This window comes from Azotobacter tropicalis (assembly GCF_059739045.1).
In genome coordinates, this window is the sequence record NZ_AP046059.1 from 3,234,129 (window position 1) to 3,253,595 (window position 19,467).

At 68.5% G+C, this 19,467-nt stretch carries 17 protein-coding genes; 6 read left to right on the forward strand and 11 right to left on the reverse strand.

Annotation, left to right across the window (positions count from 1 at the left end; genetic code table 11):
- Positions 1-27: 27 nt before the first annotated feature.
- From Atro_RS15270 to Atro_RS15280, 3 genes are all read left to right on the forward strand, one after another.
- The gene (locus Atro_RS15270) at positions 28-810 is read left to right on the forward strand and encodes a sulfite exporter TauE/SafE family protein (protein WP_497923572.1); all 783 of its coding nucleotides are present in this window, start codon (positions 28-30) and stop codon (positions 808-810) included.
- A gap of 10 nt (positions 811-820) precedes the next feature.
- Positions 821-1,618, forward strand: a complete 798-nt coding sequence (lgt, locus tag Atro_RS15275) for a prolipoprotein diacylglyceryl transferase (protein ID WP_497923574.1) — start codon at positions 821-823, stop codon at positions 1,616-1,618.
- Between the two features lie 133 nt (positions 1,619-1,751).
- Positions 1,752-2,546 carry a thymidylate synthase gene (locus Atro_RS15280; RefSeq protein ID WP_497923576.1) on the forward strand — a complete coding sequence of 265 codons (795 nt, stop codon included), beginning with the start codon at positions 1,752-1,754 and terminating at the stop codon, positions 2,544-2,546.
- A gap of 21 nt (positions 2,547-2,567) precedes the next feature.
- Here Atro_RS15280 and Atro_RS15285 read toward each other — a convergent pair whose 3' ends face one another.
- From Atro_RS15285 to Atro_RS15295, 3 genes are all read right to left on the reverse strand, one after another.
- Entirely contained in the window at positions 2,568-3,935 is a 1,368-nt protein-coding gene (locus Atro_RS15285) for a DUF3482 domain-containing protein (RefSeq protein WP_497923578.1), read from the reverse strand.
- Positions 3,928-5,319: a DUF2868 domain-containing protein gene (locus Atro_RS15290; RefSeq protein ID WP_497923580.1), complete on the reverse strand. Its 1,392-nt coding sequence runs from the start codon at positions 5,317-5,319 to the stop codon at positions 3,928-3,930. The genes Atro_RS15285 and Atro_RS15290 overlap by 8 nt, the downstream gene beginning before the upstream one ends.
- A 112-nt stretch (positions 5,320-5,431) precedes the next feature.
- Entirely contained in the window at positions 5,432-6,544 is a 1,113-nt protein-coding gene (locus Atro_RS15295; RefSeq protein ID WP_497923581.1) for a glycerophosphodiester phosphodiesterase, read from the reverse strand.
- Between the two features lie 131 nt (positions 6,545-6,675).
- Between Atro_RS15295 and Atro_RS15300 the strand changes: the two genes are divergently transcribed.
- Positions 6,676-7,191, forward strand: coding sequence for a dihydrofolate reductase (locus Atro_RS15300; RefSeq protein WP_497923583.1), 516 nt, complete (start codon positions 6,676-6,678; stop codon positions 7,189-7,191).
- Between the two features lie 9 nt (positions 7,192-7,200).
- On the opposite strand, the gene Atro_RS15305 is transcribed toward Atro_RS15300, so the two are convergent.
- The gene (locus Atro_RS15305) at positions 7,201-7,617 is read right to left on the reverse strand and encodes a hypothetical protein (RefSeq protein WP_497923584.1); all 417 of its coding nucleotides are present in this window, start codon (positions 7,615-7,617) and stop codon (positions 7,201-7,203) included.
- A gap of 290 nt (positions 7,618-7,907) precedes the next feature.
- Between Atro_RS15305 and Atro_RS15310 the strand changes: the two genes are divergently transcribed.
- Entirely contained in the window at positions 7,908-10,406 is a 2,499-nt protein-coding gene (locus Atro_RS15310; protein WP_497923585.1) for a cache domain-containing sensor histidine kinase, read from the forward strand.
- Between the two features lie 502 nt (positions 10,407-10,908).
- On the forward strand, positions 10,909-11,187 hold the full coding sequence (locus Atro_RS15315) for a hypothetical protein (RefSeq protein WP_497923586.1): 279 nt from the start codon (positions 10,909-10,911) through the stop codon (positions 11,185-11,187).
- Between the two features lie 146 nt (positions 11,188-11,333).
- Here the strand turns inward: Atro_RS15315 and Atro_RS15320 are convergent, their stop codons facing one another.
- From Atro_RS15320 to Atro_RS15350, 7 genes are all read right to left on the reverse strand, one after another.
- A complete protein-coding gene (locus Atro_RS15320) occupies positions 11,334-11,789 on the reverse strand; it encodes a metallophosphoesterase family protein (RefSeq protein ID WP_497923588.1) in 456 nt (151 codons plus the stop codon).
- A 158-nt stretch (positions 11,790-11,947) separates the two neighbouring features.
- Positions 11,948-13,786 carry a dihydroxy-acid dehydratase gene (gene ilvD, locus Atro_RS15325; protein ID WP_497923591.1) on the reverse strand — a complete coding sequence of 613 codons (1,839 nt, stop codon included), beginning with the start codon at positions 13,784-13,786 and terminating at the stop codon, positions 11,948-11,950.
- A 208-nt stretch (positions 13,787-13,994) separates the two neighbouring features.
- Entirely contained in the window at positions 13,995-14,552 is a 558-nt protein-coding gene (locus tag Atro_RS15330; protein ID WP_497923593.1) for a DUF305 domain-containing protein, read from the reverse strand.
- Positions 14,553-14,821: 269 nt separating this feature from the next.
- A complete protein-coding gene (locus Atro_RS15335; protein ID WP_497923594.1) occupies positions 14,822-16,015 on the reverse strand; it encodes a class I SAM-dependent rRNA methyltransferase in 1,194 nt (397 codons plus the stop codon).
- A gap of 48 nt (positions 16,016-16,063) precedes the next feature.
- Positions 16,064-16,825, reverse strand: a complete 762-nt coding sequence (locus Atro_RS15340) for an ABC transporter permease (protein ID WP_497923596.1) — start codon at positions 16,823-16,825, stop codon at positions 16,064-16,066.
- Positions 16,822-17,748 carry an ABC transporter ATP-binding protein gene (locus Atro_RS15345; protein ID WP_497923598.1) on the reverse strand — a complete coding sequence of 309 codons (927 nt, stop codon included), beginning with the start codon at positions 17,746-17,748 and terminating at the stop codon, positions 16,822-16,824. The genes Atro_RS15340 and Atro_RS15345 overlap by 4 nt, the downstream gene beginning before the upstream one ends.
- A gap of 91 nt (positions 17,749-17,839) precedes the next feature.
- Positions 17,840-19,420: a methyl-accepting chemotaxis protein gene (locus Atro_RS15350; protein ID WP_497923600.1), complete on the reverse strand. Its 1,581-nt coding sequence runs from the start codon at positions 19,418-19,420 to the stop codon at positions 17,840-17,842.
- Positions 19,421-19,467: the final 47 nt, after the last annotated feature.

Below are 19,467 nucleotides of genomic sequence, written 5' to 3' on the forward strand. Positions count from 1 at the left end.
GCCGCCTTTGCTCAAGAGGGGGCCGCGATGGAGTTTCTGCTGTATTTGCCGCTGGGAGCGGCGGCCGGCGTGCTGGCCGGACTGTTCGGGATCGGCGGCGGGATCATCATAGTGCCGGTGCTGGTGTTCAGCTTCACCGCCCAGGGTTTCGATCCGGCCGTGCTGACCCACCTGGCGGTGGGCACCTCGCTGGCCACCATCGTCTTCACCTCGATCAACTCGGTGCTGGCACACCACAGCAAGGGCGCCGTGCTCTGGCCGCTCTTCGTCTGGCTGACCGTCGGCATCCTCGCCGGTGCGGTGCTCGGCAGCCTGACCGCGGCGGCGATTCAGGGACCGCTGCTGCAGAAGATCATCGGTCTGTTCGCCGTCGCCATCGGCCTGCAGATGGGCCTCGACCTCAAGCCCAAGGCCAGCCGCGAACTGCCCGGCAAGCCCGGCCTGAGCCTGGCCGGCGTGGTGATCGGCTGGGCCTCGGCGATCTTCGGCATCGGCGGCGGCTCGCTCACCGTGCCCTTCCTGACCTGGCGCAGCGTGCCGATGCCACAGGCGGTGGCGACCTCGGCGGCCTGCGGCCTGCCGATCGCTCTGTGCAGCGCGCTGAGCTTCATGATCGTCGGCTGGAACGAGGCCCATCTGCCGGACTGGAGCCTGGGCTTCGTCTACCTGCCGGCGGTGCTCGGCATCGCCGCCACCAGCATGTTCTGCGCCCGCTTCGGCGCCCACCTGGCGCACCGCCTGCCGCCACTGCTGCTCAAGCGCCTGTTCGCCCTGCAGTTGCTGGGCGTCGGCCTGTATTTCCTGTTCTGAGGAGACCCGGATGCTGCCCTATCCGCACATCGATCCCGTGGCCATCGCCATCGGTCCGCTCAAGGTGCACTGGTACGGCCTGATGTACCTGGTCGGCATCGGCGGCGCCTGGTGGCTGGCCTCACGCCGGCTGGCCGGCTTCGCTCCCGAGTGGAGCCGCGAGAAGCTCTCCGACCTGGTGTTCTGGGTCGCCCTGGGGGTGATCGCCGGCGGCCGGCTCGGCTATGTGCTGTTCTACGACCTGCCGGCCTACCTGCACGACCCGAGCCTGATCCTGCAGGTCTGGCGGGGCGGCATGTCCTTCCACGGCGGGCTGCTCGGCGTGCTGCTGTGCAGCTGGATCTTCGCCCGGCGCAACGGCAAGGGCTTCTTCGAGCTGATGGACTTCATCGCCCCGCTGGTGCCGATCGGCCTGGGCGCCGGGCGGATCGGCAACTTCATCAACGCCGAGCTGTGGGGCAAGGCCACCGACCTGCCCTGGGCGATGGTCTTCCCCACCGATCCGGCGCAGCTGCCGCGCCATCCCTCGCAGCTCTACCAGTTCGCCCTGGAGGGCGTGGCGCTGTTCACCATCCTCTGGTTCTACTCGCGCCGGCCACGGCCGACCATGGCGGTGTCCGGACTGTTCGCCATCTGCTACGGGATCTTCCGCTTCATCGTCGAGTTCGTCCGGGTGCCGGACGCCCAGCTCGGCTACCTCGCCTTCGGCTGGCTGACCATGGGCCAGCTGCTCTGTCTGCCGATGATCCTCGGCGGCGCCGGGATGATGGCCTGGGCCTATCGCCGCGAGGCCAGGCTCGCCGGTTGAGCCCTGGGGTGGAAAACCCGTGTAGCGTTTTCCACCGCCCTTGGCAAGGGTGGAAAAGACCTGCGGTCGTTTTCCACCCTACGTACCGGTTAGAATTCACGGCCTTTTCCTGCGCGCAGCCACTTGTCCCTTCATGAAACAGTACCTCGACCTGATGCGCCTGGTGCGCGAGCACGGCACCTTCAAGAGCGACCGCACCGGCACCGGCACCTATTCGGTGTTCGGCCACCAGATGCGCTTCGACCTGGCCGAGGGGTTTCCCCTAGTGACCACCAAGAAGTGCCACCTGAAATCCATCATCCACGAGCTTTTGTGGTTCCTGAAGGGCGACACCAACATCAAGTACCTGAAGGACAACGGCGTGCGCATCTGGGACGAATGGGCCGGCGCGGACGGCGAGCTCGGCCCGGTCTACGGCTACCAGTGGCGCAGCTGGCCGGCGCCGGACGGCCGGCACATCGACCAGATCGCCAACGTCGTGGAGATGATCCAAAAGAATCCGGACTCGCGCCGGCTGATCGTCTCGGCCTGGAACCCGGCGCTGATCGACGAGATGAAGCTGCCGCCGTGCCATGCGCTGTTCCAGTTCTACGTGGCCGAGGGCCGGCTGTCCTGCCAGCTCTATCAGCGCTCGGCGGACATCTTCCTCGGCGTGCCCTTCAACATCGCCAGCTACGCCCTGTTGACCCTGATGGTGGCGCAGGTCACGGGCCTTGCGCCCGGCGAGTTCGTCTGGACCGGCGGCGACTGCCACCTCTACGCCAACCATCTGGAGCAGGCCGACCTGCAACTCTCCCGCGAGCCGCTGCCGCTGCCGACCATGCGGCTCGACCCAGCGGTGAAGGACCTGTTCGCTTTCCGCTTCGAGGACTTCGAGCTGGTCGGCTACCAGTCCCATCCGCACATCAAGGCGCCAGTAGCGGTCTGAGCCCGGCTGGCAGCGGGAGTTCTAGTCCAGCTCCGCGGCCAGCACCCGGATCTGCTCCTGGCGCTCGGACTGCTCGCGCTGCCGGCCCGGGTTGAGCGACGACCATTCCGGATGGGCGCGGGCCTTGTTGAGCGCCTCGGGCAGCCGGTCTTCGCGCCAGCTCCGGTCCTGCGGGGTGTCCAGCTGGATCGCCTGCTGCGCGGCGTGGCCGCGGGCGGCGAGGGCCTTGAGCAGCTGGCGCTGGCGCAGGGCGAGCAGGCGCAGCACGGCGTCGTCCACGGTCAGTTCGCGCTCGCCGCGCAGTTTGCCCATGATGCGGTTGCCGTAGTGGCGGGCGGTCTGTGCGCCGCCGCCGGCCAGCGCGCCGATCAGCGCGGCGGCGCCCAGGGTCAGGCCGCCGACCAGCAGGTCGACTCCGGCGCCGGCCGCCGCGCCCGCGGCCATCCCGCCGCCGATCTTCTCGCCGAGCTGGCGCAGGGTTTCCGGATTGAACAGGTCGTCGCCCCAGCGTCCGCCGGCCAGCGGCAGGTCGGCGGCGGCGGCGTCCTCCGGGCGGAAGGCGTAGAGGCGCAGCAGGGCCTCGACGCAGCGCTGCTCGCGCTGGCGCACGGTCTCGTGCAATTCGCGGACGGCCTCCGCCTCCAGCTCGGCGCGGGCCTCGACGCGGCGCCGGCAGGCGGCGACGTCGAGCAGCAGCTCGGCGATCAGCCGCCTGCCACTGTCCTGGCGCGCGGCGGCCTGGGCCTCGTGGGACTGGATCAGCCGCTCCAGCTGCGGACGGGCCGGCTCCAGCAGCAGGGCCAGGCTCTCGTAGAGGCGCCGCTCGCCGTCCTGCGGCGGCGCCACGGTGTCGAAGCGCACCATGGCGTGCAGGCCGAGCCGCGCCAGCGCCGTGCGCCAGGCGTCCTCGCGGGTACCGGCGCGGGCGACGAAGTTGAGCACCGGCAGCAGCGGCCGGCCGCAGGCGGTGAGCACCTCGAGTTCGTCGCGGTACTTGGCCAGCACCGGCTCGCGGGCGTCGATCACGTAGAGACCGGCGGAGGAGCCGAGCAGCTGGCGCAGCACCTTGGCCTCCTGCTCGAAGCGCTGGCGCGCCTCGGCGCCGTCGAGGAAGCGGGCGATCCGCGCCGGGCCGTCGAGGCGCTCGCCGGGGCGGTCCAGGCGCTCGATGTGCTCGAGCAGGGCGATGGCGTCTTCCAGGCCGGGGGTGTCGTACAGCTCGAGCAGCGCCTCGCCGTCCACCGACAGGCGCGCGCCCTCGACGTGGCGGGTGGTGCTCGGCCGGTGCGAGACCTCGCCGAAGCCGCTGTCGCGGGTCAGGGTGCGCAGCAGCGAAGTCTTGCCGACGTTGGTGTGGCCGACCACCGCGAGTTTCAGCGGCTCAGTCATGTCCGGTCTCCAGCCAGGCCAGCGGGCTGTCGCTGCCGTGGGGCAGGCCCAGCTGGTTGAGGGCGATGCGCCAGTCGTCCAGGCGCTCTGCGTTCAGCGCTCCGCCGGGCGGTGCCGGCAGCAGCCAGACGCGCGTCTGTCCGGCGCTGCGCGAGAGTTCGCCGAGCAGCGCCAGGGTGCCGCGGTCCGGCGAGCGCAGCGGATCGACGGCCACCGCCAGGCGCGCCGGCGGCCGTTCGGCGAAGCGCTCGAGCAGCCGCCGGCGCTGTTCGCGGCTGTCGAGAACGCCGGCGTCGCCGACCGCACCGGGCAGCGCCGGCGGCCAGGGGCGACTCTCGTCCAGCTCGACCGCCACCAGTTGGGCGGGCGTGCCCTCGACCGGCCTGGCCAGGGTCGCGGCGGGAATCGTCGGCATGATCGCGGGCGCGGCGTCGCAGACGCCGATGCGCTCGCTGGACGGCTGCAGGCGCTCGGCGAGCAGGCGGTAGCCGGGCAGCGACAGGTCCAGGGCCAGGCGGGCGCGGCCGGAGAGCCAGCGGCCCAGGCAGAGCAGGGCGAGCAGCAGGCGCGGCAGCAGGCCGTAGACCAGCAGCACGCCGAGCAGCCAGCCGGCCCAGGCCTGGCGTGCGGCTTCGGCGGTCAGCGCCTGGTCGGCGCTGGCGCGGATGGTGGCCGGGTCCGGCAGGCTGAAGCCGAGCAGCGCCGGCAGGGCGCCGAGGCCCTGGGTCAGGGCGACGAAGGCGTCGCTGTCGAGCAGGGTGGTTTCCCAGTAGAAGCCGTAGTTGCGGGTCGACAGCAGCGCCACCAGGGTGACCAGCGCCGCCGTCAGGGCGAGCAGCCAGACGCCGTGGACCAGCAGGCCCAGGCCCCAGCGGCCGAGGTGCCGGCGCTGCAGCAGGAGCAGCAGCGCCGGCACCAGCTGCGCGGCCTGGGCGTCGCGGGCGAACTTCTCGCTGAGCCACAGCCACAGGCGGCCGAGCACGCCGCCGCTGTCGCCGGCGAAGAGCAGGCCGAGCAGCCAGCCGCTGAGGGTCAGAAGATGCAGGCCGAGCAGGCTGCCCAGGGCCCAGAACACGTTGACCGGCCCCTGCTGCTCGGGGCCGAAGGAGGCCAGGGCCAGGCCGGCGCCGCCGAGCAGGGCGCAGGCCAGCAGGGCGGCCAGAGCCAGGCCGCCGCCCTGGCGCCAATGGCGCAGGGCGGCGAGCAGGCCGTCGCGCTCGGCCAGCCACAGGGCGCGGGTCTGGATGCGTTTGCCGAGATCGCCGCCGGCGGCGCGGGCGCGGCGGTTGGCCTCGCCGTCCTCCAGCGGGCCGGCGAACTCTTCGCGCAGGCGGATGGTTTCGGTCAGCCAGAGGCGGTGGAAATCGTTCGGTGGGGTACTCACGCGGTCTCTCGATGGCGGTTCGGTTTCTGCCAATGAGGATAACCGCTCAGGCCCGGCCGCGGGCAAGTCGATACGGGCATGCCGGGAGCGCGTGGCGTACCCGGCAGGCGTGTCACGGCCGCTCGCGCAGGCGCAGGGCGATGTCCGGATGGTCGCTGAACAGGCCGTCGATGCCGGCCTCGAGGAAGGCGCGGATTTCCGCTTCGAGGTCGCCGCGCTCGGCGGGGTTGCCGCTGCTGCGCAGCGCGGTGGGCAGGAAGTTGTTCTCCGCGCGGAAGGTGTAGGGGTGCACCGTGAGGCCGGCGGCATGGGCGTTGGGCACGAAGTCGCTGGGGCTGCCCAGGTTGCCGTTGGCGTCGCGCGGGATCACATAGCCCTTGTCCGGGCCGACGCCGTCGGCATAGGCGGCGATGGCCTGCAGTCCGGCCGGGGTGGCCATCTGCGCGTAGGTCAGGGCGCTGCCGATCACTTCCTGGTCGTAGGGCTGGCCGGAGCCGAACAGCTGGACCAGGCGCAGCGGGGTCAGCCGGCGCAGGGTCTTGAGGTTCTCCACCTCGAAGGACTGGATGTACACCGGCGCGTGGCGGCTGTGGTAGCCGTTGCGGCGGAGGGTCTCCACCAGCGGCTCTTCCATGGCCAGGCCGAGGTGCTGGAAGTGGGTCGGGTGCTTGGTCTCCGGGTACAGGCCGATGCGCCGCCCCTGGCTCTTCTCCAGGCTTTGCACCAGGTCGATGATCTCCTGCAGGGTGGGCACCTCAAGGGACTTGTCCAGGCGGGCGTTGCCGGGGCGGATCTTCGGGATGCGCTCGATGGCGCGCAGGGTCTTGATCTCCGCGAGGCTGAAGTCCTCGCTGAACCAGCCGGTCAGCTCGACGCCGTCGACACGCTTGGTACGCTTGCGCTCGGCGAACTCGGGGCGGGCGGCGACGTCAGTGCTTAGGTCGAGCTGGTTGTCGTGACGGGCGACCAGTTGGCCGTCCCGGGTCATCACCAGGTCCGGCTCGACGTAGTCGGCGCCCTGCAGCACCGCCAGCGCGTAGGCGGCCAGGGTGTGCTCCGGCAGGTAGCCGCTGGCGCCGCGGTGGGCGATGACCAGCGGCCGGGGCTCTTCGGCCTGCGGCTGTGCGGCCGCCGGCGGTTCCGCGGTGGCGCAGGCCACGAGGGGCAGCAGCAGGGCGCCGGCGGCGAGCCAGCGGCGAGACAGTACGGACGGCGTGCGGGACATCGGTTCCTCTCCTTGGGACATGGAGCGCCCAGCCTGCCCGAGCGCGGTGACGCTTCGGCGATGGCCGGGTAACGGCCTTGTGGCGGTTGCATGACGGTAGAGGGAAGTCGGGCTCTGCTATCCTTGCCGCCATGAACACGTCCCGACTCCCCCTCGCGCTGATCGCCGCCGTCGCCGCCAACGGCGTGATCGGCCGCGACAATAAAATGCCCTGGCACCTGCCGGCGGATCTCAGGCACTTCAAGGCCAGCACCCTCGGCAAGCCGATCATCATGGGCCGCAAGACCTGGGACTCCCTCGGCCGCCCTCTGCCCGGCCGGCTCAACCTGGTGGTCAGCCGCCAGCCCGGCCTCGCTCTGGAGGGCGCCGAAACCTTCGCCTCGCTCGATGCCGCCCTGGAGCGTGCCGACGCCTGGGCCCGCGCGCAGGGCGTCGGCGAGATCATGCTGATCGGCGGCGCGCAGCTCTATGCTCAGGCTCTGCCGCTGGCCGAGCGCCTCTACCTGACCCGCATCGACCTCTCTCCGCAAGGCGATGCCTTCTTCCCCGCCTGGGACTCCGCCGACTGGCGTCTTGTCTCCCAGGAGGAACACCCGGCCACGGCAGACGCGCCGGGGCATGCCTTCGAGGTCTGGGAGCGGGGCTAGCCGGGGGTGTTACTTGCCGGCGCCTCCGCGGGCGATGGTGGAGCTGGCGGAAAAACGCCTGGCCGGCCAGATGAAGAATCCGAGCAGAACCGCCTCGATGAACAAGCCTATTGGCGTCAATATCCGGGTGAAATAGCCGTCGAAGCCGAGGGTGCAGAATCCCGCCGTCGAGATGGCCAGCAAAATAGCGGCGACGATACGCATCCTGGGATTCCTGGCGCCGGCCACCAGCCTGGGAAGGCCGATGAGCAACGGCCCCGCCCCAAGGGCCAGCCCAATCGCCAGAGTCGGCGAAAGGAAGGTGGCGATGGCATGGGTCGCATGGGGCTCTCCCAGCGCATAGGCGAACAGCAGAAACGCATACGGCGGGGCGACGATCAAGGCGCAGCCCAGAAGAAGCGATGTCAGTCGAAGCAGTGTGATCATGACCGTTGAGGCTTCAGGCAAGGGCGACCGGAGCGCCGTGGGGCCAGGGTGAAGCCAGAGCCTAACCTCGGGCGGGCCGCTTGACGACCGGCTTCGATCCGCCCCGCTAACCGGAGCCAGCCGGCAAGCTGATGTTCGAATGAGGCTGCAAGGCTTTTGATAGGTCGTCTGGTCGGCACCCTGGCGCCAACGGCGAAAGCGCCCGCATTACGGAGCCGCACCGCAAAGCATTAATGCATTCCCTGTTATCGTATCCGGCTCTATATCTCCTTGCTCCGGGTGCTGCGCGCATGCCTTCCCCCTCCCGTATCGGACTCCGCCAATGGATCTGGCGGGCATTTGCACGGAGCGCATTGATACCGCTGCTGCTGGTCGAGACGGTGCTGATCGCCGTCTATCTGTTCAGCAACGGCGCGATTCGCGACGCGCAGATCGATCATCTGCGCAAAGTCGCCCTGTTCGACCTGCAGGCGGCCGCCCGCCAGGAGGCGCGCAGCATCGACCAGCAGCTGGCGCAGATCGGCTCGCTGACCGAGCTGTTCCGCAACCTGACCGCCCGTGCCCTGCTGGAGCCGTCGGCAGCGACGCTGGCGCCACCGCTGCTGGCGACCACCCCGGACGGGGTGCGCTACAGCCCGGAGGATCAGGGCGGCAGCGCGGTCTTCTACGCAGGCTCCACGCCGCGGGAACGCCAGGACCTGGGCAAGGTCGCGCGGATGAGCGCCCTCGATCCGCTGATGAAGGAACTGCAGCAGCGCAACCCGCTGGTCGCCAGCCTCTACTTCAACAGCTGGGACAACTACAACCACATCTATCCGTGGCTGCCCACCCACGAGCAGTACCCCCACGACATGGTCATCCCCGACTACAACTTCTACTACCTGGCCGACGCCCGGCACAATCCCGGGCGCGGCACGGTCTGGACCGACGTCTACCTCGACCCGGCCGGGCACGGCTGGCTGATGTCGGCCATCGCGCCGGTCTACCGGGGGGATTTCCTCGAGGGTGTGGTCGGCCTGGACATCACCGTCAGCACCCTGCTGGAGCAGATCGGCCGCCTGGCGGTGCCGTGGAACGGCTATGCCGTGCTGGTCAGCGACGACCTGGACATCATGGCCCTGCCGGAGCCGGGCGAGGCCGATTTCGGGCTCGGCGAGCTGACCGTGTCCTCCTACGACGAGGGAGTCCACCGTGAGCTGTTCAAGCCCGAGGACTTCAATCTGCGCCGGCGTTCGGCGACTACCGGGCTGGCAGCCGCCATCGCCGAGCATCCAGCGGGCATGCTGAGGGTGGAGCTCCAGGGGCAGCCGAAGCTGGTGGCCTGGACCAGCATTCCGCAGACCGGCTGGCACCTGCTGACCGTGGTCGACGAAGCCGCGGTGTTCGCCGAAACCAGCGGTCTCGCCAAGCGATACGAGCACATCGGCTACCTGATGATCGCCGGCCTGGTGGCGTTCTACCTGACCTTCTTCGCCTACATGTGGCTGCGCGCCCGTCATCTCAGCGAGCGCCTGCTGCGGCCCATCGACGGCATCTCGCAAATGATGGAGGAGATCGGCCGGGGCAACTGGCGCCCGCGCCGCATCACCTCGCGGATCGGCGAGCTGGACGCGATGGCCGGGCATGCCGAGCAGATGGGCGAGCGGCTCGAGCAGAGCGAACGGCAGCGCCAGCGGACCCATGAGCGTCTCGAGCTGGTGCTCGACAGCGCCACGGAAAGCCTCTGGGAGCACGACCAGCGTACCGGGCAGCTGGTCCTGCGCGGGCGCTTCTGCGAGCGCTTCGGTCTGCCTGCCGGTCCGATCGGCCAGGAGGTCTTCATGGCACGCGTCCATCCCGACGACGTGTCGCGGGTCGAGACGGGCTTCCGGCTCATCGACGACAGTCGCGGGCTGTGCGAGGCGGAGTTCCGCTTCCGCGACAGCCGTGGCGGCTATCACTGGCTGCTCGGCCGCGGCCGGGTGGTCGAGCGCGACCCGGATACGGGGCAGGCCGTTCTGCTCGCCGGCACCCATGTGGATATCGGCGCGCTCAAGCACACCGAGGCCGACCTGCGTCAGGCCATCGTCGAGGCGCAGGCCGCCAGCCAGGCCAAATCGCGCTTCATCTCCGGCATCAGCCACGAATTGCGCACGCCGCTCCACGCCATCTACGGCTTCGCCCAGCTGCTGCGCCTGGAGCACGACGAGCAGGGCGGGAGCCAGGAGCTGGAATACCTCGACGGAATTCTGGCCGCCAGCAAGCACCTCAACCAGCTGGTCGACGACGTGCTCGACTGGGCCAACGTCCAGGCGGAAAAGCCCAGCCTGGAGATACAGCCCGTCGCGGTGGCGAGGCTGATGGACGAGTGCGCCCGGCTGGTCCGGCTGGAGGTGGAAACCCGCGGACTGACGCTCGACCTGGAACTGCCCGGCGCGGATCTGCAGGTCCATGCCGACCCGCGCCGCCTGCGCCAGGTGCTGCTCAACCTGCTGTCCAACGCGATCAAGTACAACAGGCCCGCCGGGCGGATCGCCATGAGCTGCCAAACGGCGGCAGGCTGGGCGCGGCTGATCGTGACGGACACCGGCCTCGGCATCGACACGCCGCGGCAGGCGCAGCTGTTCGAGCCTTTCCAGCGCTTGGGGCGGGAGAACTCGGCGATCCAGGGCACCGGTATCGGCCTGTCGCTGTGCCGCCAGTTCGCCGAGCTGATGGGCGGCAGCATGGGCATGCTCAGCGAGCCGGGCGTCGGCAGCCGCTTCTGGATCGAGCTGCCGTTGGTGCAGGACGAGGCGGGAGGCTGCTGATCGTCGTCGGACGGAGAGGGACATCTGCCCTGGCGTTTGGCAAAAAAGAGGTGCCGGAGCTTGGCCGTTGTCCGGCAATTTCCTGCCGAGCGCGTTTTCCGAGCGGGTCGCTTGGGGCAAGCGGTCATGCACCATGGCCCGCCGGTTTCGATTGCCCGGCTGGCTGTAGGGTCAATCACCATTGGACATTCCTCCAGTCGCACCGACCAGTGCCCTTTGAAATCATGCCCGACCAGAAAGGGCCGCACGCCTTGGCAGAGGTTCTGCAGCCAGGCTGCCGTGCTGCGCCATTTCCCGGCGGGCATCGCCTGCACGATGGCGAGGACCTGCCGGGCGCCTCTTCATGCGGTCAAGTGTCGCAGTTGCCCTCCGCGCTTGAACTTCTCCAGTAAGCCCATGATCCATATCAAGTTTTGAGAGGGGTGCAGGCTCGCCCCCGGCTGCCTCGCGGCGGTAGCATTACTCGCAACAGATCAATCAATCTCGGCGGAAGTAGCAGCATATGAAACACCAGATTACCCGGCTGTCCCCCCATCAAAACGGCAAGGTCTGCGGCATTCTGACGGCAGCCACGTCGTTCTTCGTCTTCGTGCCCTTCCTGCTGTTCATGTCGCTGTTCGTGCCCGCGGCCGGTCGCCCGCCGTTCATCACCATCCTGCTGGTGCCGCTGTTCTATCTGGTCATGGGCTATCTCGCCGTGCTGATCGGCTGCAGCCTGTACAACTTCGCGGTCAAGTACATCGGCGGCCTGGAGTTCGACGCCAAGGACGAAGGCCAGTAATTCCGCATTCCCCTAGGCCGGAAACCGCCCGCGAGCGCAGGGCGTTCCGGACCTGACGAGCGCCGCCGGGCAGACACGCCGTCTGCCCGGCGGTGTCGTTTTCTGCTGGCGGTGAAGTGCCCCTGCCACTTCTTGCCGGCGCAGCCCTACGACGGCTCGACCAGCTCGGCGCGCACCTCGGCACCTTCGACCTGCAGCAGGGCGACCGCCACCGGCAGCCTGAAGCGCCGCGGGCCGGCGCTGCCCGGGTTGACCAGCAGCACGTCGTTCTTTTCCTCGATCCGCGGTTTGTGCGAGTGCCCGCAGACCGCCACCCGGATGCCGCGCCCGGCCAGATCGGCCGGCAGGTGAGCCGGCTGGTGGACGACGTAGAGGCGCAGGCCGCCCAGTTCCAGTTCGACCGCATGGGGCAGGGCGTCGGCCCAGGCGCCGCGGTCGTTGTTGCCGCGCACCGCGGTGACCGGCGCCAGCCGGCGCAGGGCGTCGAGGATTTCCGGCGTGCCGATGTCGCCGGCGTGGACGATCCGCTCGCAGCCTTCGAGGGCGGCCAGCGCCTGCGGGCGCAGCAGACCGTGGGTGTCGGAGATCAGACCGATCTTCATGGGCGCTCCGTACAAAAAGCCGAAGCCCGGCGCAGGGCCGGGCTCCGAAGGGGGAGGTTGGTGGGCTGGCGGGCAAGATCGCGCCGTTACCCAGCCTACGGCCTCAGGGTTCGTAGGGTGGGAAACGGCCACAGGCCTTTCCCACCACCGACTCCGATTCAGCCGTCGAGCAGCGCCTTGTTGCGCACTGCGCCCTTGTCGGCGCTGGTGGCGAGCAGGGCGTAGGCCTTCAGCGCGGTGCTGACCTTGCGCGCGCGCGGGGCGGCCGGCTTCCAGCCCTTGTGGTCCTGGTGCAGGCGGCGGGCCTTCAGCTCCTCGTCGGAGACCAGCAGGTTGATGCTGCGGTTGGGGATGTCGATGAGGATCTTGTCGCCGTCCTCGACCAGGCCGATGGCGCCGCCCGCGGCCGCTTCCGGCGAGGCGTGGCCGATGGAGAGGCCCGAGGTGCCGCCGGAGAAGCGCCCGTCGGTGAGCAGGGCGCACTGCTTGCCGAGTCCCTTGGACTTCAGATACGAGGTCGGGTAGAGCATCTCCTGCATGCCCGGGCCGCCTTTCGGGCCTTCGTAGCGGATCACCACCACGTCGCCGGGCTTCACCTCGTCGGCGAGGATGCCCTTCACCGCGGCGTCCTGGCTCTCGAAGATCTTCGCCGTGCCCTCGAACACCAGGATGGATTCGTCCACGCCGGCGGTCTTCACCACGCAGCCGTCCAGGGCGATGTTGCCGTAGAGCACGGCCAGGCCGCCTTCCTGGGAATAGGCGTTCTCGACGCTGCGGATGCAGCCCTCGAAGCGGTCGGTGTCGAGGCTCGGCCAGCGGGTCGACTGGCTGAACGCGACCTGGGACGGGATGCCCGCCGGACCGGCCTTGAAGAAGGTATGCACCGCCTCGTCGCTGGTCTGGGTGATGTCCCACTGGGCGATGGCGTCGTGCATGGTCGGGCTGTGCACGGTGGGCACGTCGGTGTGCAGCAGGCCGCCGCGGGCCAACTCGCCGAGGATGGCGAAGATGCCGCCGGCGCGGTGCACGTCCTCCATGTGGTACTTCTGGATGTTCGGCGCGACCTTGCACAGCTGCGGCACGCGGCGGGACAGGTGGTCGATGTCGCGCAGGTCGAAGTCGACCTCGGCCTCCTGGGCGGCGGCCAGGAGGTGCAGGATGGTGTTGGTCGAGCCGCCCATGGCGATGTCCAGGGTCATGGCGTTCTCGAACGCCTTGACGCTGGCGATCGAGCGCGGCAGCACCGACTCGTCGCCCTCGCCGTAGTAGCGCTGGCAGAGTTCGACGATCAGCCGCCCGGCGCGCAGGAACAGCTGCTCGCGGTCGGCGTGGGTGGCCAGGGTGGTGCCGTTGCCCGGCAGCGCCAGGCCGAGGGCCTCGGCCAGGCAGTTCATCGAGTTGGCGGTGAACATGCCCGAGCAGCTGCCGCAGGTCGGGCAGGCGCTGCGCTCGTATTCCTCGACCTTCTCGTCGGAGCAACTGGCGTCGGCGGCGGCGACCATGGCGTCGACCAGGTCGAGGCCGTGGCTGGCCAGCTTGGTCTTGCCGGCCTCCATCGGCCCGCCGGAGACGAACACCACCGGGATGTTCAGGCGCAGGGCGGCCATCAGCATGCCGGGGGTGATCTTGTCGCAGTTGGAGATGCACACCAGCGCGTCGGCGCAGTGGGCGTTGACCATGTACTCCACCGAGTCGGCGATGATCTCGCGGCTGGGCAGCGAATAGAGCATGCCGTCGTGGCCCATGGCGATGCCGTCGTCCACGGCGATGGTGTCGAATTCCTTGGCCACGCCGCCGGCCTTCTCGATCTCGCGGCAGACCAGCTGGCCGAGGTCCTTCAGGTGCACATGGCCGGGCACGAACTGGGTGAAGGAGTTGGCGACGGCGATGATCGGCTTCTTGAAGTCCTCGTCCTTCATCCCGGTGGCGCGCCACAGCGCGCGGGCGCCGGCCATGTTGCGGCCGAAGGTGGAGGTTTTCGAGCGATAGTCAGGCATGACGGTTCTCGGAAATCAGGCGGATACGGGACTGCGCAGGATAGCGCGATTGGCGGGAGGGCGCATCGGGCGGGCGACGCGGAGGGATAGGCATAGGGTGGAGGGTTGAGCCTTCCATTGCTTGTGGGTGGAGGCGGGACGGTAGGCTCAGCTCAGAGCGGACGCTCAACGCTCAAGGAGAGAGCAGTAACATTCAGTTCACTTGTTGTTACTGAACCGCTTCCCTAACCTTGCGTTCCATCTCAGGAGTGACCTCGGCGGAGCGCGCGGAAAGCTTGGTCGTACCTTGTTCACCATTACGAGCAATGTCGTCGATAAGCAGCTTCATCTCGGCTATTTCACGAACCTGAGACTCAATTATCTGGTCAGCCAGTTTCCGAACACGCGGATCGCTGATACTCGCTTTCCGTGCGTTGTTAATGGCAATGGAGTGATGAGGGATCATCGATTTCATGAAACTGACGTCGCTAATGAGGTACTGACTTCTGTTTACGAACAGGAGAACGGTACCGACCGCTGCGGCCACGACGAGAACCGCGATTTTGATTCCCAACCCTTTGTACATCGGCCACATGAAACTCAGCATCACGATGGCCATGACGCACCCCATCACCAATGAGGCAACCAACCGGTTCAAACTGAACATCGCGTGGTTAAGTGAATAGACGAGCTGATACATCAAAAAGAACATGATGAAGACCGAGGCCGTAATCATCGCCGCGAATCTGCCCCAGCTCATGCCCATATTGCGCTTTTGCTGATCCATACTGCTCCTTGCCGAGTTGCCCTAAGTCAGAAAACATCAAGGTCGTTTTAGTTCAGGCAAACCGATCGACGTGAGATGCTGCCGCAATTACGGGCTACAGCGCGGCGACGGAGCAACATCACCGGCGGCTTTTAGGGATGCATGGCTGAACGCCCGCTGGCCCCCGCATCCCCGCTCGGCTCAGGACAATCCCCATTTCCATCCCCCAACCACCGCGCCGGCGGTGGAAAATCGCTGCGCGAGTTTTCCACCCTGCGGTCGGGAATGCCTCAGCTCGGCAGAATGCGGCAGGTCAGGCTCTTGATGTAGCGGGTCTCGGCGATGGCCGGGTGGACCGGGTGGTCGGGGCCCTGGCCGCCGCGTTCGAGCAGTTGGATGTGGCGGTCGAGGTGGCGGGCGCTGCCGAGCAGGATGTTCTGCAGGTCGTCCTCCGGCAGGTGCATGGAGCAGGAGGCGCTGACCAGGATGCCGTCCTTGGTGAGCAGGCGCATGGCCGCCTCGTTGAGGCGGCGGTAGGCGGCTTCGCCGTTCTTCAGGTCCTTCTTGCGCTTGATGAACGCGGGCGGGTCGGCGATCACCACGTCGAAGCGTTCCTCGGCGGCCTTCAGCTCCTTCAGCGCCTCGAACACGTCGCCCTCGACGCAGGCCATCTTCTCGGCCACGCCGTTGAGCGCCGCGTTGCGCTCGACGCCATCCAGCGCCAGCGCCGAGCCGTCCACGCACATCACCTCGGTGGCGCCGAACGCCGCCGCCTGCACGCCCCAGCCGCCGACGTAGCTGAACAGGTCGAGCACCCGCTTGCCCTTGACGTAGGGCGCCAGGCGCGCGCGGTTCAGGCGGTGGTCGTAGAACCAGCCGGTCTTCTGCCCGCCCTGCACCGGGGCTTCGAACTTCACGCCGTTCTCCTCCAGGGAAACCCACTCGGGCACCACGCCGAAGGCGGTCTCGACGTAGCGCCCGAGCCCTTCGGCATCGCGGGCGCTGGAGTCGTTCTTGAACAGGATGCCGCGCGGCTTGAGCACCTGCACCAGCGCCTCGACCACCGCGTCCTTGTGGCGCTCCATGGCGGCGGAGGCGAGCTGCACCACCAGATGGTCGCCGAAGCGGTCCACCACCAGGCCGGGCAGCAGGTCGGAGTCGCCGTAGACCAGGCGGTAGCAGGGCGCGTCGAACAGCCGCTCGCGCAGCGACAGGGCGACGTTGATGCGGTGCACCAAGAGCGACTTGTCGAGCGGATGCTTGAGGTCGCGGGAGATCAGCCGCGCGCAGATCAGGTTGTTCGGCGAGAGCGCGACGATGCCGAGGGCCTTGCCGCCGGCCGCCTCGAGGATCGCCTGGTCGCCGGCCTGGAAGGCGGTCAGCGGGGTGGCGAGCACGTCCACCTCGTTGCTGTAGACCCACAGGTGGCCGGCGCGCAGGCGGCGCTCGGCGTTGGCTTTCAGTCGCAGGCTGGGCAGGGACATGGGGCACTCTCGCAAAAAGCGCGGAGTATAGCGGAGGGTGGCCCCGGTTCAGCTTTTCAGCCGATAACCCGTGCGGAAAATCCAGCGCACGCCGGCCATGCACAGGACCAGGAACAGCGCGGTCATGCCCAGGCTGAGGGGCAGGCTGACGTCGGCCACGCCGTAGAAGCTCCAGCGGAAGCCGCTGATCAGGTAGACCACCGGGTTGAACAGCGACACCGTCTGCCAGAACGGCGGCAGCATGTCGATGGAGTAGAAGCTGCCGCCGAGGAAGGTCAGCGGCGTGACGATCATCAGCGGGATGATCTGCAGCTTCTCGAAACCGTCGGCCCAGATGCCGATGATGAAGCCGAGCAGGCTGAAGGTGACCGCGGTCAGCACCAGGAAGGCGACCATCCACAGCGGGTGCTCGATCTCGAAGGGCACGCAGAGCCGCGCCGTGGCCAGCATGATGGCGCCGAGCAGGATGGACTTGCTGGCGGCCGCGCCGACGTAGCCCAGCACGATCTCGATGTAGGAGATGGGCGCGGAGTGGATCTCGTAGATGGTGCCGGTGAAGCGCGGCATGTAGATGCCGAACGAGGCGTTGGAGATGCTCTGGGTGAGCAGGGCCAGCATGATCATGCCGGGCACGATGAAGGCCCCGTAGCTGACGCCGTCGATGCTCACCATGTGCGAGCCGATGGCCGAGCCGAACACCACGAAGTACAGGGCGGTGGAGAGGACCGGCGAGGCCACGCTCTGCATCAGCGTGCGGCGCATGCGGGCCATTTCGAAGAGATAGATCGCGCGTATGCCGTAGAGATTCATGAGGGCGAGTGCACCAGGCTGACGAAGATTTCCTCCAGGGAGCTTTCCGAGGAGCTGAGGTCCTTGAATTCGATGCCGGCCTCGCCCAGCCGCTGCAGCAGGCGGGCGATGTCGCCGCCGTGTTCGCGGTTGTCGTAGGTGTAGACCAGCTGGCCGCCATCGGCCGACAGTTCCAGGCGGTAGGTCTGCAGCGAGTCCGGAATCCGCGTTAGCGGCTCGCCTAGGGTCAGGGTCAGCTGGCGCTTGCCGAGCTTGGTCATCAGCGCGTCCTTCTCTTCCACGAGGATGAGCTCGCCGCGGCGGATCACGCCGATGCGGTCGGCCATCTCCTGGGCTTCCTCGATGTAGTGGGTGGTCAGGACGACGGTGACGCCGCTCTCGCGCAGGCGCCGCACCATGTCCCACATGCCGCGGCGCAGCTCCACGTCCACGCCGGCGGTGGGCTCGTCGAGAAAGAGGATCTGCGGCTCGTGGGACAGCGCCTTGGCGATCATCACCCGGCGCTTCATGCCGCCGGACAGGGCCATGATGCGGCTGTCCTTCTTGTCCCACAGGGACAGCTCGCGCAGCAGCTTCTCGATGTAGGCGGGATCGGCCGGCTTGCCGAACAGGCCGCGGCTGAAGCTGACGGTGCTCCACACGCTCTCGAAGGCGTCGGTGGACAGCTCCTGCGGCACCAGGCCGATCCGGGCGCGCGCCGCGCGGTAGTCGGCGACGATGTCGTGGCCGTCGGCCAGGACCCGGCCTGCGCTGGGATTGACGATGCCGCAGACGATGCTGATCAGGGTGGTCTTGCCCGCGCCGTTGGGCCCCAGCAGGGCGAAGATCTCGCCGCGGCGGATCTCCAGGTTCACGTCGCGCAGCGCGGTGAAGCCCGAGGCATAGGTCTTGGACAGGCCATGGATGGCGATGGCTGGCTGCACACGAATCTCCCGAGGATGGCGTGCAGCGATTCTAGCCAGCCCGGCCCGGCCACCGCACCCCTGTGCGCCGGCCTGTGGCCGCCTGTGCGCCTCAGGCCATTGCCGGCGTGCGGCCCGCAGGGCTCTCGCGTGTCTTGAAGACGGCCACCCGCTGCTGCATTTCTGCCGCCTGTTCCTCCAGGGCGGCGGCGGCGGCGCGGGACTGCTCCACCAGGGCGGCGTTCTGCTGGGTGGTACCGTCCAGCTGGCCGATGGCGCTGTTGATCTGGCCGAAGCCGCTGCGCTGCTCGCGGGTCGCGGCGGAGATTTCCTCCATCAGGCTGGCGAGCTGGTGGATGGCATCCACCGCGTCGCGGATGCTCCGGCCGCTGTACTCGGCTTGGCGGGCGCCTTCGCTGATCCTCTCGCCGATGGCCTCGATCAGGCCGCGGATCTCCTGGGCCGAGGTGGCGCTACGGCTGGCCAGGTTGCGCACCTCGGCGGCCACCACGGCGAAGCCGCGGCCCTGCTCGCCGGCGCGGGCCGCTTCCACCGAGGCGTTGAGGGCGAGGAGGTTGGTCTGGAAGGCGATCGCGTCGATGACCCCGATGATGTCGTTGATCTTCTGCGAGCTGTCGGCCAGCTCGCGCATCAGCAGGATGCTGCGCTCCACGTCCTGGCCGCCGCTCTGCGCGGTGCGCGCGGCGGTGGCGGCGAGCCGGTTGGCCTGTTCGGTGGCCTCGCTGGTCTGCCGGGCGGTGGCGCTGATCTGCTCCATGCTGGCGGCCGTCTGCTGCAGAGCGCTGGCCTGTTCCTCGGTGCGCGCGGCCAGTTCCCGGCTGCCGTGGAAGACTTCCCGGGCGCGGCGGTAGACGCTTTCGCTGCCGCGGTGCAGGGAGCCGACCAGGTCGGAGAGCTTGCGATTGGTCTCGTCCATGGCATTGAGCAACTGGCCGGTCTCGTCATGGACATGCCCGGCGAGGTCCTGGGTCAGGTCACCCTCGGCCACCCGGCGGGTCGCCGCCAGTGCCCGCTGCAGGGGACCGGTGATGCTGCGGGTGATGTACAGGGCCATCAGCACGGCGATCAGCAGGGCCAGGGCGGCGAAGCCGAGCAGGCTGACGAGGGCGCTGTTCAGGCGCTCGGCGACCTGCTGCCGGGCTTGTGTCATGTGCTCGGCGGCCTGGTGGTCGATCGCTGCGGCGGCCTCGTCGAGCTGGTAGATCTCGTTCTTGTACTGGCCCATGGCGCCGTTGGCGGCGGCCGTGTCGGCGAACTCGCCCGCCCGGAGGCGCTGGTAGACCGCCTCGAGCCCTTTGGCGTAGCCCCCCAGGGCCGCGGCGGACGCATCGTACAGCGTGACCAGCTCCGCATCGGGGGCCTGGCCCCGGCCAGCCTGCAGGGCTTCCTGCAGCTTCTGCAGGGTCGCGTCCCAGCGGTCCTTGTAGGATTGCACCTTCGCCGTGTCGCGCAGGTTGATGAACATGTCCTTCTCGAAGCGTCGCTCCTCCAGGGCCAGCAGGCGCACTTGGTCGGCGTTCAGCGCCAGTTTGGCGTTGCGGTCGAGCGCTTCGGCCGAGTCGCGCAAAGCGCCCAGGCCGTACAGGGCCAAGGCGCTGGCCGAGACGAGGAGCAGCACGAGGGTACCGAAGGCGATGCCCAGGCGGGCACCGATGGGACGGCGGGAGAGCATCGGGAGGGGTCTCCTGGCATGGGCTGAGAGTCCCCCTTAGATCGGCC

What these genes read in the sequence shown, in the direction of transcription:
- Atro_RS15335 (WP_497923594.1), bottom strand. Translation starts at nt 16,015, where the DNA reads ATGTCCCTGCCCAGCCTGCGACTGAAAGCCAACGCCGAGCGCCGCCTG.
- Atro_RS15340 (WP_497923596.1), bottom strand. Translation starts at nt 16,825, where the DNA reads ATGAATCTCTACGGCATACGCGCGATCTATCTCTTCGAAATGGCCCGC.
- Atro_RS15300 (WP_497923583.1), top strand. Translation starts at nt 6,676, where the DNA reads ATGAACACGTCCCGACTCCCCCTCGCGCTGATCGCCGCCGTCGCCGCC.
- Atro_RS15285 (WP_497923578.1), bottom strand. Translation starts at nt 3,935, where the DNA reads ATGACTGAGCCGCTGAAACTCGCGGTGGTCGGCCACACCAACGTCGGC.
- Atro_RS15320 (WP_497923588.1), bottom strand. Translation starts at nt 11,789, where the DNA reads ATGAAGATCGGTCTGATCTCCGACACCCACGGTCTGCTGCGCCCGCAG.
- Atro_RS15295 (WP_497923581.1), bottom strand. Translation starts at nt 6,544, where the DNA reads ATGTCCCGCACGCCGTCCGTACTGTCTCGCCGCTGGCTCGCCGCCGGC.
- Atro_RS15330 (WP_497923593.1), bottom strand. Translation starts at nt 14,552, where the DNA reads ATGGATCAGCAAAAGCGCAATATGGGCATGAGCTGGGGCAGATTCGCG.
- Atro_RS15305 (WP_497923584.1), bottom strand. Translation starts at nt 7,617, where the DNA reads ATGATCACACTGCTTCGACTGACATCGCTTCTTCTGGGCTGCGCCTTG.
- Atro_RS15270 (WP_497923572.1), top strand. Translation starts at nt 28, where the DNA reads ATGGAGTTTCTGCTGTATTTGCCGCTGGGAGCGGCGGCCGGCGTGCTG.
- Atro_RS15350 (WP_497923600.1), bottom strand. Translation starts at nt 19,420, where the DNA reads ATGCTCTCCCGCCGTCCCATCGGTGCCCGCCTGGGCATCGCCTTCGGT.
- ilvD (WP_497923591.1), bottom strand. Translation starts at nt 13,786, where the DNA reads ATGCCTGACTATCGCTCGAAAACCTCCACCTTCGGCCGCAACATGGCC.
- Atro_RS15315 (WP_497923586.1), top strand. Translation starts at nt 10,909, where the DNA reads ATGAAACACCAGATTACCCGGCTGTCCCCCCATCAAAACGGCAAGGTC.
- Atro_RS15280 (WP_497923576.1), top strand. Translation starts at nt 1,752, where the DNA reads ATGAAACAGTACCTCGACCTGATGCGCCTGGTGCGCGAGCACGGCACC.
- Atro_RS15310 (WP_497923585.1), top strand. Translation starts at nt 7,908, where the DNA reads ATGCCTTCCCCCTCCCGTATCGGACTCCGCCAATGGATCTGGCGGGCA.
- lgt (WP_497923574.1), top strand. Translation starts at nt 821, where the DNA reads ATGCTGCCCTATCCGCACATCGATCCCGTGGCCATCGCCATCGGTCCG.